Here is a 12,170-nt window from a genome sequence, read left to right as displayed (position 1 = left end):
TCAAGTAAGAACATTTTCATTTCAAATGAGAACATTCCTGTTTCAAGTAAGAACTTTCTCATTTCAAGTAAGAACATTTTCATTTCAAATGAGAACATTCCTGTTTCAAGTAAGAACTTTCTCATTTCAAGTAAGAACTTTCCCGTTTCAAGTAAAAAAATTTTCAATTGTAGAGTGTGATACGCCGAAGGCTAACACATCATCCCATGATTTGCGGTGCGTTAGGACTAATGTCCATAACGCACGCTACCAAATTCAGTTAACTGTTCACTGTTAACTGTTAACTGTTTTTGACCAAATCCGAAAAATTGTAGCGGGAATTTGTATACAATCTCAGCAATCACCTCTTTCTGAGCCTGTTATGCGGCTAGATTACTCCGGTCAAAATCTCCGAGGTCGCTCTTTTAAAGGTCAAAACCTGACTGGGGCAGACTTCAGCGAGACAGATATTCGGGCAGTAAACTTCACCAATGCCAATCTCAAAACAGCAAAGTTTGTCGATACGAAAGCAGGGGTACCACCTTCCTGGAAACTTGGATTTGCCATCCTATCTTTTCTAGGATCAATCATTACCTTCATTGTTGCCTTCTCTTTGATTCATGGTGGATGGTTCCTCTGGCAAGCTAACCTGGAACTTAACTGGATAGCCATTGTCCTATTTGTTCTCGTTTCTGCTGTTATTGTTTATCAAGGCCTAGAGACAGGTTTTACCATAATCGCGATCGCGATCGCTGTTTCACTACTCCTAATGGGTCTTGCAGCGATCGCAGGAAACGAGGTCATCCCTTTCACAATTGTTGTAATATTGCCAGTCATTTTGTCTCTAGGCGGCTCTGATCTGGTTGCTGGTTCAATTGTTCTAGTAACAATTGAACTGGGGACAGTTGCTGGATTTCTGGTTGCACCTGCCTATGGAATCACCATGTTCGCTGGAGCCTTAGCTGGGAAACAGTATGGCAACACACCTAATCTTGAAAGTGTTCCCGGTAGTGTAGTTATCCCCTTGTTTACAGTTTGGATTGTGGCTCAAACCTTATTAGGTAGCTACATGGGGTGGCGAACCCTAAAACGTGATGAAAGATTTGCTTTGATTTACAAGATTGCTGTTAACTTTGCTGCTACAGGTGGAACTAGCTTTCGCAATGCCGACTTAACCAACGCTGATTTTACTGGCGCAACCCTCAAAAACACAGATTTCAGAAAAGCAAACCTGACACGCACTCGTTTTTATGAAGCCAAAAAACTTGACTTTGCCAGAGTCGGCGATACCATATTAGCTAAACGAAATATCCTCAATTTACTTGTCACTGGCAATGGTCGAGGAAAAAGTTACTTTGGTGCAAACCTCAAAGGTGCAAACCTTATCGGTGCTGATTTAAAAGAAGCAAATCTCAAAGATTCTGATATTAGTCAAGCTACCTTCCAAGGAGCAAATTTAGAATGGGCAAACCTAACTCTCACTCAAGCTGTGGGTACTGATTTTAGTAGCGCCCAAATGACTGGTGTTTGTGTAGAAGCGTGGAATATTGAAAGTACAACTAACTTAGATAACGTCGATTGTCGCTTTATTTATCTTCTCGAAAACCCCAAGCCTGGAACCGATGACAGAGAACGCCGTCCCGGCAGTGGCGAATTTCAACCAGGAGAATTTACTAAACTATTTGAAGAGGTTTTTAATACCGTTGATTTAATTTTCCGCAACGGCATTGATTGGAAAGCTTTTGTGGCAGCTTTCAAACAAGTGCAAGTCGAAAATGAAGACACAGAATTAGCTATCCAGAGTATTGAAAATAAAGGTGATGGCGTAGTTGTTGTTAAAGTTGCTGTGCCTGTTGATGCTGACAAAGAAAAGATTCATAGTGATTTCACACATAATTATCAACTAGCACTGCAAGCCGTAGAAGAAAAATATAAAGCCCAATTACAAGCAAAAGAGCATGAGATAGTCATCTACCGACAACAAAGTGCCGAGATGACTGAAATTGTGAAATTATTAGCTAATAAACCTATTAATGTTCAAGTAGATAACAAATTAGAAAATAAAAATATGACTAACAGTAATGATTCCAGCCGCAAAGTAGAAATTCACGCTAAAGATATTAATGCTAGCGGACAAGCTTTTAATTTAGGTGATATTAGCGGTACAGTGACAAATACGATCAACGAATTACCTGCTTCACCGGAACCAGATAAACCAGGAATCAAGGAATTATTAACAAAGTTGCAAGAGGCAATTGAAGCTGATGCTAATTTAAGCGAAGAAGACAAAGCCGAAGCGCTAGAACAAGTCAAAACCTTAGCTGAAGTTGGTCAAAATCCCCAAGAAGCAGGAAAGCAAAAAACAGGCAAAAAGGCAATCACAATGTTAAAAGGTTTAGTTTCTGGCTTACCTGCCACAGCCACATTAGTTGAAGCATGTAGTAAACTTTTACCATTGATTTCCAAGTTACTAGGTTTAGGCTAGTACAAAAAGGCTGAAGTATAAAGTATGAAGTATGAAGTATGAAATGAAGAAACCCGTACAGTCAGTATTTGAGCGATTTGCACTCGTTTAGTAAAAAAGATAAAGGATAAGGGTACGTTGTGAGATTAGTTCGACAAAAAAAACGGTCTCAGAGGCGACTACAGCGTTTACTCCCGAAAGTCCATATCAAAATCCAGGATGGACGGTTTGAAGTCTTGGGCATGAATGTTTGGTATTCCTACTGGCGTGATCCTTACCATTTGCTTTTGACAATTCCCTGGCCTGGCTTCTTGGGGTTAATTGCTCTATTTTATTTAACTACTAATGCCTTATTTGCCTTAGCATACCTCGCAGGGGGAGATTGTATTGCTAACGCTAGACCTGGGTCTTTTCTCGATGCCTTTTTCTTTAGCGTCCAAACTCTGGCTTCTATTGGCTACGGGGCAATGTTTCCTAAAACAACCTATGCCAATGTTGTTGTCACTATTGAAGCAATGATAGGTTTGGTGGGAATTGCGGTGCTGACTGGTTTAGCATTTGCCCGTTTCTCTCGACCTACGGCCCGTGTCATTTTTAGCCGGGTAGCAGTAATTGCACCTCACAATGGTGTACCTACTCTCATGTTTCGCGCAGCAAACAAGCGCCGCAACCAGATTTTGGAAGCGCAGTTACGGGTTTACTTGATGCGTGATGAAGTGACTACCGAAGGTCAATTTATACGTCGGTTTCACGAACTCAACTTGCTGAGGAATCAGACACCAAGTTTCACGCTAAGTTGGACAGCTATGCATCCAATTGATGAGTCAAGTCCTTTATATGGCATGACACCAGAATCTTTAATGGCAACAAAAACTTCGATTGTGGTTTCCCTCAGTGGAATTGATGAAACAGTCGTACAGGTTCTTCACGCCCGTCAAACCTACGCTGCTCATGAAATCTTATGGAATAACCAATTTGTAGATATTTTTTACCACACCTCTGATGGAAATCGCTACATCGACTACAACTACTTCCACGATGTCATGCCATTAGAGTAGCTGTTTTCACTACAACCCGACCATTTTCAACGACGGTGCATTTTTTAGAAGTTGTGCTTTGCTCACAGTTGACTGGGGTTTTAGCACACTGCTTGTGATGATGAATATTTTCCTCCTGTTGCTGTCTGAGAATCGCGGCACAACAGGCAGAAGTGGAGACTGACATAATTTTGGATACTCTTTGCTCTATTTCTATTATCTCTCGATTCAGAGATGGTGACGCAGCCAATACTTGTAATTTAATTTTTGATTTTTTTATGAGTTTTAATGATCTGCCCAATCTTTGGGTTCCTTTGGCACTGTTAGGTTTAATTATCATGGCTGCTGTATTTTTTAGCCGCAATAGCTGAGTTGTGACAAGCGATCGCGCACTCACCCGCCCTATCAGACACCCCTCTGGTGAACTCGCAAAGAGGGGCTGTTCTTGTGAGGTTTTTCATGGCATAGCTTGTGAAATCTTTTCATCGGGACTACCTTTTTTTATAGATGAAAATCCCTGCCCTTCACCCTTCACCCTTCTTTTATGACTTAATGACTAATTTCTCCCTTTGAAGGGTACAATAAATGCCGATTGTCTTCCAAACTTTGAAAGCTTCATGATCTCCAGTAACGACTTTCGACCTGGTGTCTCAATTGTTTTAGACGGATCTGTATGGCGGGTAGTGGAATTCCTCCACGTTAAGCCCGGAAAAGGTTCCGCTTTTGTACGCACAAAATTAAAAAATGTCCAGAGTGGAAGCGTGGTAGAAAGGACGTTCCGCGCCGGGGAAACTGTACCACAAGCGACTCTGGAAAAAAGCACGATGCAGCATACCTATAAAGACGGCGATGAATACGTTTTTATGGATATGGAAACCTATGAAGAAGGTAGATTAAGTGCAGCCCAAATTGGCGATCGCGTTAAATATCTCAAAGAAGGTATGGAAGCTAACGTCGTCCGTTGGGGTGAACAAGTACTAGAGGTAGAACTACCTAACTCTGTAGTATTAGAAGTGGTGCAAACTGACCCTGGTGTCAAAGGTGACACAGCTACTGGTGGCAGTAAACCTGCGACGCTAGAAACTGGTGCAGTTGTGATGGTTCCTCTGTTTATTAGTCAAGGAGAACGCATCCGTATTGACACCCGTAATGACACATATCTTGGCAGGGAGTAAATTATAACTCAGCAAAGATGGAAATCTATATTTCTATCCCTAGCGGGGATTTCCATCCCTGCCTCGCTTAATATTTATCTTTACCAAAAAGTCTATCTACCACTACACTCGTCATCAACTGCGTACACCACAACGCACGGAAAAGGTAATTGGTAATGGGTAATTGCTAATGGGTAATTGGTAATTGGAAATAAGTAATAAAAAATAATATTTATCTTATGAAATTTCTGCTGCCTTCTGCCCTGGTGCCTTCTGCCTTCTGCCCTCTTTAAAGCATTATGAGGTAATCAAAGCTGTGCCATTGGACTTTAATGAAATTCGTCAATTGTTAGAAACCATTGCTAAAACAGACATTGTAGAAGTAGCGCTCAAAAGCAACGATTTTGAAATCACAATACGTAAAGCTGTTAGCGCCACTCCTGGAGTGTTACCAGCAACCGTAGCGACTCCAAGCGTTGCTACTGGCGGCCCCGGATTACCGCTTGTAAGTGCAATGCCATCAGTAGCATCTACTCCGACAACAGATGCAACTACAAGCAGTACAGTTAATACTCCTATTAGTACAGGTGTAAAATCATCAGCTACTTCCTCAGCGCTTGAGCAAAAAAAATTTACAGATGTTACTTCCCCAATGGTGGGAACATTTTATCGTGCCCCTGCACCTAGTGAGCCACCATTTGTAGAAGTGGGCGATCGCATCCGTAGCGGTCAAACTGTGTGTATTATTGAAGCCATGAAGCTAATGAACGAAATTGAAGCGGAAGTATCCGGGCAAGTGGTCGAAATTCTGGTTCAAAATGGCGAACCTGTAGAATATGGCCAACCTTTGATGCGAATTAATCCAGATTAAGTATTAATCTATATAACTAATGTCTAAATTTGTAAAATTTCTCAGTTCAGTTCTTCCGGGACAATCCTGATGAAACAAACGTTGCCTGTACCGCCAGAAGTTGTGCAACAAGTAGCTGAATACTTCAGCCTGTTGAGTGAACCAATGCGCCTGCGATTGCTGCATTTATTGCGGGATGAAGAAAAATGCGTACAAGAGTTGGTAGAGGCAACCCAAACGTCACAAGCAAATGTGTCAAAGCACCTGAAGGTAATGTGGCAAGCGGGAATTCTTAGCCGTCGCAGCGAAGGAACTTGTGCCTACTACCGGGTGGAAGATGATATGATTTTTGAATTGTGTAACCAAGTTTGCGATCGCCTTGCCAGCAGGTTAGAACAACAAGCCCGGAGTTTTCGTGTATTGAATACTAAGTAATTTAGTCATTGGTCATTTGTCCTTAGTCATTAGTTATTAGTCCTTTGTCATTTGTTATTTGCTCTACCCAAAGCGAAGCTTAATCAAGAACGTTTATACTATTAAGATTTTATCAATGACCAATGACCAATAACCAATGACAAATGACCAATGACCAATGACCAATGACCACTGACTAAGGTTGAAAATTTTCATTAAAGTTTTGACGTGTGAGTGGCTGTTCCAACTCCAAACCTTCACCGCCTAACACATCTAGTTGCTTGCCATCTACATCAATGTATACTTTGGCGTTTGGATTTAAACTAGTGGCAGTGTAAACAATTTGACCCACACGCCCTTGCATAGAAGTGCTACCGCCGCCACTGGTAAATTCTCCAGATAAGTTGACACGGACAGTATCACCTTGAACATCTACACCCAGCACTTTTGTTCCTTGAGGAATTGTACTCGAACCACTACTTCCTTCTGTAGGTCCTTCTAACAAACGTTGGAATGCTGCTGTTAAAAACTGGTTGGGTTGGTTACGATTTGCTTGCACTTGGATTGATTGAGGAACCAATTTAAAATTTGTGCCAGTGTCTTGCAACCAATAAATTTGGGTAGTTTGTTCATTTCCTACCTGCGATGGATTCCCTGGTACAAGGCGTTCTGATGGTGTAGGATTGGTGTTCTGATTAGAATTCCAAGTTAACCAGCCTACCCCCCCTCCTACCAACACAACTGCTGCTGAAATAGCTGCTACTACACCAGAAGAAACCCGTTTAGATCCTTGTTGTTGACTCATATGCAAAACCTTCCTTAAGCTTTTGATGCTATCTGTATGAAGAGAAGTTTGGTTAACGACGAGACTTACTAACGACGAGTTTCCAAAAACTTAGAAGATGGTTCTAACTTTACAAATGCTGCCATTTCTAATTTCCCTGGTTTCATTTTCCATTTTAGAATTCGCATTTGCAGTCCGTCACCTTCCAAATTACGTAAATCTAATTGCTGATTTATGTTACTAATAATCATATTGAGAAATTCTGCTGGAAACTCTTGTCCGTCTAATGATACTTTTGGATCAACTAGTTGAAATTGTCTGCCACCAACTATATTTAACCCAGAATTGATTTTAATTAAAAGGGGTATTACCTCCTGGTCGTTTTGTAACTCTACCTGAAAACTAAAGCGATTATTGGGTAAAAATTCTACCTTAGGATTAGCGAAATTAGAGGCTTCGGTAAACTCAAGACCAGAAAAATTCCCTTTATTCAATTCTCGCAGTCGCTTCAGAAATTGTGGTGATTGTAAAAGTTTATTGATATCTTGCTCTGTTACAACTAACCGTACTCCAGCCTGTAAAGGTTGTTTTAATTTGGGTAAGTTTTGCCTCAAACTAGTTGGATCAAATTCTATTTCATCGGTCTCCAATTCTAAAACTGCAATGCGGAAATCTTGTTGTTTTAATTGCAAAGAACGCCCTGCAATTAACACTCTTTCCACCTTACCTTGGAGTAATTGATAACTAGGAGCATTATCCACTCTTACTTGTAGTTGTTCCACTGTTGAAAATTGTGAACGGATGGTATTTTCAGCAGTCTGATCAATTACTACTCCTACAGGAGCAACTACACCCAATAGGCTAGATATAAGGATTGCGAGAAATTCCATTTTATTTTGAAGGGAATTGGGAGGTGGGAGGTGGGGAGATGGGGAACTGGGGGTCCCCACTCCCCCAAGGGAGTGGGGATTAGGGGCAATGGGGAGATAGGGGGAGTGTGATATTTCCTTTGTCCTCCTTGTCCCTCTTGTCTTCCTTATCCCCTCTATCCCCTATCCCCGGTTCCTAAGTTACTGCTTGCGAGATCCACCCTTTAAGAGTAGATACAACTTCCGTGATCGGGATTTCGTGAGAATTGCGGCTTTTTCTTTCGACTACTTCGACTTTGCCATTGGCGATCGCTCTTCCTGTAACAATTCTATAGGGTATGCCAATCAAATCTGCATCCTTGAATTTTACTCCTGCTCGTTCGTTGCGGTCGTCGAGGAGGGTTTCAATTCCAGCTTGATTGAGTTGTGTGTAAAGTTGTTCGGCAATTTCTACTTGTTGCGCGTCGTTGATGTTAGGGATTGTAACGATGGCATGATATGGTGCGATCGCTACAGGCCAAATAATCCCGTCTTGATCGTAAGATTGCTCTACTGCTGCTTGTGCTAATCGTGACACTCCCACACCATAACAACCCATCACAAGTGGTTTTTCTTCTCCCTGTTCGTTGGTATAAGTTGCTCTCATTGCGATTGAGTATATTGTACCCAACTGGAAAATATGCCCGACTTCAATCCCCCGGGCGCTTTTTAAAGTTTGTTCGGGGTTATGCATGGCGCGATCGCCTGGTCTGGCTTTGCGTATATCTACTATTGTTTCTGGTAGTTTAAATTGCTTTTCCCAATTAGCACCTACTACGTGATAGCCAGACTCATTGGCACCCGTGACAAAGTTCTTTAAATCAAGGGCTGTTTTATCTACCAAACGCAAAAACTTCGGTGCAACATCTTTAGTAGATTGAATGTAATCATCAGCAATATCAGGCGCAATATAACCCAAAGGTAAAGTTTTCGCCGCCCATTTTTTCTGGGCGTCTGCATCAGGTACTGCTAACTTCAGAACCGCATTTCCACCATATTGAGAAGCTAGTTTTGTCAACTCATTATGTAACTTGACTTCGTTAACTTCCTGATCACCCCGAAGACTCACCAGTACCAAAACCGTTGTGCCGTTATCGTATAGTGCCTGGTAGAGGACATTTTTTACAACTTGAGTCGGAGAACATTTGAGGAAATCACAAAGTTTTTCAATTGTCTCAGTTCCCGGAGTTTCCCGTTTTTCATAACTTGTAAACGCCGAAGATTCCGCATCTACTGGTAGAGAAACAGCTTTTTCCACATTGGCAGCATACTTGCCATCTTCGGTGTAGAGGACTTCATCTTCGCCAGCTTCCGCCAAAACCATAAATTCCGTGGAACCAGTACCACCAATCGCCCCAGAGTCAGCATCTACAGCACGAAAAGCCAAACCAGAACGCCGCAGCATATTGCTATAGGCTTGGTACATATCCTGGTAAGTTTTTTTCAGGCTTTCTTCATCCGCATTAAAGGAATAAGCATCCTTCATAATGAATTCCCGTCCACGCATCAAACCAAAGCGGGGACGAATTTCATCGCGGAATTTAGTTTGAATTTGGTAGAGGTTCAGGGGTAGCTGTCGGTAAGAGCGAATCATATCACGAGCGATCGTCGTGATCACTTCCTCGTGAGTTGGACCTAATGCTAATTCTTGTTCGCGACGATCACTGAGGGCGAACATAATACCCTCAGCTTTGGTGTAAGTATCCCATCTGCCAGATTCACGCCATAGTTCTGCTGGTTGTAGTTGTGGTAAGAGACATTCTTGTGCGCCTGTGGCGTTCATTTCTTCCCGTACAATTTGAGAGACTTTTTGCAGTACCCGCCACATCAATGGCAAATATGCGTAAACACCGCTACCGATGCGACGAATGTAACCTGCGCGCAGTAGTAATTTATGACTGGGGATTTCAGCATCGGCCGGATCATCCCGCAGTGTAACGAATAACATTTGTGACAGTCGCATCGTTTGCCCCTTTTTCAGTGTTGCTAATCTCTAACTAAAGAAGTCTGAAGTATAAAGGATGAAGGATGAAGTGTATAGACCCTCCGTTAGGGGCTGAACTCAGGATAGGATAAAGGCTGAAAAGCAAGCTCAAACAAGTCTGAAAAAAAGGATAAAGAATCAAAAAATAAAATTTTATATTTGATACTTCATACTTCACCCTTCACCCTTCATACTTCATCTTTCATCCTTCATCATCGGAGAACATTACCTTGCCTGATGTTATTAATCAAGCACAGCCGCCCCTAGAATTTATTCCGCCAGCATTTAACCCCTCGGTTTTACGAGTTATTCAGCTAGGTTTACCCAGCTACTTACGCTGGAAAACAGCAATTAGCCAAATTGAAGCAGATAACGTAGAGGTTTTAGTAAATCTCTACCGCCAGTTTCAAGAGGGAAAGATTCGTTTTTTGATAGCATTTCGCCATCCTCAAGCTACAGATCCATTGTGTTTGGGCTACTTGCTTTCCCAACTCGTGCCAAGGGTAGCACGACAGCAGGGAATATCGCTACAGCATCCAATCCATGCTCATTTTATCTATGATCGCGGTATTACTCTATGGGCTGGTTCCCACGTCGCTTGGATTGCTTCTAAGTTGGGTGCAACACCCATTCAACGGGGTAAAGCTGACTGGACAGGTTTGCGTTCAGCACGGGATTTGTTTGCCAATGGGCGCTTTCCAATGGCTGCTGCACCAGAAGGTGCTACTAATGGGCTTTCAGAGGTTGTTAATCCCCTCGAACCTGGAATCGCCCAAATGGGCTTTTGGTGTGCTGAAGACTTGCACAAAGCTGGACGAGATGAACAGGTATTAATTGTACCAATAGGAATTCAATATAGTTATGTTGCAGATCCTTGGGGTGCGATCGCTAATTTATTAACTAAATTAGAAACTTACAGTGGTTTACCCCCCCATCACCCCAGTTCCCTTTACCCTCGCTTGTTACGATTAGCAGAACGTTTGCTCAGTTTAATGGAAGATTTTTATACACGGTTTTATCATCAAAAATTGCCAGAAATCCCAGCACAATCTGAAGAAATAAATATATTTATTGCTGCTCGTCTCAATGCACTTTTAAATATAGTTTTACAAGTAGCAGAACAGTATTTTGATTTGCAACCCAAAGGTAATTTTAATGATCGTTGTCGCCGAGTCGAACAGGCAGGTTGGAATTATATTTTTCGAGAAGAATATAAGGATATCAAAGCACTGTCATCTTTAGAAAGAGATTTAGGCGATCGCATTGCCGAAGAAGCAAATTTACGGATGTGGCACATGCGTTTGGTAGAAAGTTTGGTTGCTGTCACAGGTAATTATGTACACGAAAAACCTACCGCCGAACGCTTTGCTGAAACAACATTACTCATTTGGGATGTAGTCACTCGAATCAGAGGTGGTAATCCTTTCCAGCGACCGCTTTTGGGCAAACAGAGGGCGAAAATAACTGTGGGTGAACCGTTATCAATTTCAGAACGGTATCCGGTGTATAAGGAAAATCGTCAAGGTGCAAGACAAGCAGTTGCAGATTTTACCAAAGATTTGCAGCACGCTATGGAGGGTTTGATTGTGAAATAAGGGTGATTATGATCCTAATCAAGCACTTATTCAGCTTTAAAGAAATTTCTTAATTATATATGAGATTTTTTTGATGATTTTGGGAACTATATCGATAGCTAGAAATAAAAAATTTACAGCTGTGACTATAGTTCCAAATAATAGTGATGATAACGATCCAATTCAGAAATTGCTGCGTTGGATAGTTAACGTAGGAATCAACGGTTTTGGTGTTCTACCTTCAGCAAAAGATGTTGCAGAAAATCACCTAAAATCCTGTGGATATAAAACAGAAGAAGCAATAAAATCGGTAATTGCATGGAGAACTGCTTATGCTGCTGGTACAGGATTTATAACCGGATTGGGTGGTCTAGCAACTTTACCCATAGCAATTCCAGCAAGTTTAGCATCATCTTATGCTTTAGGAGCTAATACAGCTGCTGCCATAGCAATAATAAGAGGATATGATATTGATTCCGATCAAGTTCGTACTTTTGTACTATTGGCATTACTTGGGGACTCAGGATTAGAAGTCCTTAAGACTGTGGGTATTAATATAGGAACAAAATTAACTAAAACACTTATTAGTCAAATACCTGGAAAAGTACTAATAGAAATCAATAAGAAAGTAGGATTTAGACTAATTACAAAAGCTGGAGAGAAAGGTGTTGTTAATTTAATGAAGTTAGTTCCATTAGTAGGGGGTGTATTAGGAGCAGGGTTTGATAGTACTTTTGTAAATAAGTGTGGCAAAACAGCAAAGAATATATTTACTCAAATAGACTAAGAATGAGCTATAAGAAATGATTCTGTAACAATTGCTTCTAGATAGAATAAGTATACCTCCCAATTTTCACAGTTATAAGCAGTGTTATCTCAACGCTGCTAAACTTACATGGGCAATGCAAAATCTCTCTGAACAATAAGAATGTAAGAGCAGGTCAAAAAGTGTACATGACTCATGCTGAACGACAGAACATCTCGTTTAGGACAGGTGCTAGGAGTTGCATATTTACTACCAG

Annotated in this window: 11 protein-coding genes; 7 read left to right on the top strand and 4 right to left on the bottom strand. The window is 41.4% G+C overall.

Features of this window, described 5'->3' with window-relative positions; translation table 11 throughout:
• The first annotated feature begins 361 nt into the window (after positions 1 to 361).
• Positions 362 to 2,464 carry a pentapeptide repeat-containing protein gene (locus RS893_RS18780; protein WP_315786797.1) on the top strand — a complete coding sequence of 701 codons (2,103 nt, stop codon included), beginning with the start codon at positions 362 to 364 and terminating at the stop codon, positions 2,462 to 2,464.
• Between the two features lie 119 nt (positions 2,465 to 2,583).
• On the top strand, positions 2,584 to 3,501 hold the full coding sequence (locus tag RS893_RS18775; RefSeq protein WP_315786794.1) for an ion channel: 918 nt from the start codon (positions 2,584 to 2,586) through the stop codon (positions 3,499 to 3,501).
• Here the strand turns inward: RS893_RS18775 and RS893_RS18770 are convergent.
• Positions 3,485 to 3,877, bottom strand: coding sequence for a hypothetical protein (locus RS893_RS18770; protein WP_315786792.1), 393 nt, complete (start codon positions 3,875 to 3,877; stop codon positions 3,485 to 3,487). The two genes, RS893_RS18775 and RS893_RS18770, sit on opposite strands and share 17 nt — an antisense overlap.
• A 220-nt stretch (positions 3,878 to 4,097) precedes the next feature.
• Here RS893_RS18770 and efp point away from each other — a divergent pair, with 220 nt between their 5' ends.
• From efp to RS893_RS18755, 3 genes are all read left to right on the top strand, one after another.
• Complete coding sequence (gene efp, locus RS893_RS18765) at positions 4,098 to 4,655, top strand: elongation factor P (protein ID WP_016869692.1); 558 nt, start codon at positions 4,098 to 4,100, stop codon at positions 4,653 to 4,655.
• A 295-nt stretch (positions 4,656 to 4,950) separates the two neighbouring features.
• Complete coding sequence (accB, locus tag RS893_RS18760; protein WP_315786786.1) at positions 4,951 to 5,505, top strand: acetyl-CoA carboxylase biotin carboxyl carrier protein; 555 nt, start codon at positions 4,951 to 4,953, stop codon at positions 5,503 to 5,505.
• A gap of 69 nt (positions 5,506 to 5,574) precedes the next feature.
• Positions 5,575 to 5,919, top strand: coding sequence for a metalloregulator ArsR/SmtB family transcription factor (locus RS893_RS18755; RefSeq protein WP_315786783.1), 345 nt, complete (start codon positions 5,575 to 5,577; stop codon positions 5,917 to 5,919).
• A 175-nt stretch (positions 5,920 to 6,094) separates the two neighbouring features.
• On the opposite strand, the gene RS893_RS18750 is transcribed toward RS893_RS18755, so the two are convergent.
• The 3 genes from RS893_RS18750 to RS893_RS18740 all read right to left on the bottom strand — a co-directional run bounded on the left by RS893_RS18750 (position 6,095) and on the right by RS893_RS18740 (position 9,553).
• Complete coding sequence (locus tag RS893_RS18750) at positions 6,095 to 6,703, bottom strand: GerMN domain-containing protein (RefSeq protein ID WP_315786780.1); 609 nt, start codon at positions 6,701 to 6,703, stop codon at positions 6,095 to 6,097.
• Between the two features lie 68 nt (positions 6,704 to 6,771).
• Positions 6,772 to 7,572 (bottom strand): DUF2993 domain-containing protein, encoded by an 801-nt coding sequence (locus RS893_RS18745; protein WP_315786777.1) that lies wholly within the window; start codon positions 7,570 to 7,572, stop codon positions 6,772 to 6,774.
• Positions 7,573 to 7,747: 175 nt separating this feature from the next.
• Complete coding sequence (locus RS893_RS18740) at positions 7,748 to 9,553, bottom strand: proline--tRNA ligase (protein WP_315786774.1); 1,806 nt, start codon at positions 9,551 to 9,553, stop codon at positions 7,748 to 7,750.
• Positions 9,554 to 9,804: 251 nt separating this feature from the next.
• Between RS893_RS18740 and RS893_RS18735 the strand changes: the two genes are divergently transcribed.
• Both RS893_RS18735 and RS893_RS18730 read left to right on the top strand, forming a co-directional pair.
• Positions 9,805 to 11,169, top strand: a complete 1,365-nt coding sequence (locus RS893_RS18735; RefSeq protein WP_315786772.1) for a 1-acyl-sn-glycerol-3-phosphate acyltransferase — start codon at positions 9,805 to 9,807, stop codon at positions 11,167 to 11,169.
• Positions 11,170 to 11,242: 73 nt separating this feature from the next.
• Positions 11,243 to 11,935, top strand: coding sequence for an EcsC family protein (locus RS893_RS18730; RefSeq protein WP_315786768.1), 693 nt, complete (start codon positions 11,243 to 11,245; stop codon positions 11,933 to 11,935).
• Positions 11,936 to 12,170 lie beyond the last annotated feature (235 nt).

This window comes from Fischerella sp. JS2 (assembly GCF_032393985.1).
GTDB lineage: Bacteria > Cyanobacteriota > Cyanobacteriia > Cyanobacteriales > Nostocaceae > Fischerella.
This window is presented reverse-complemented; position numbering and strand designations above follow the sequence as displayed.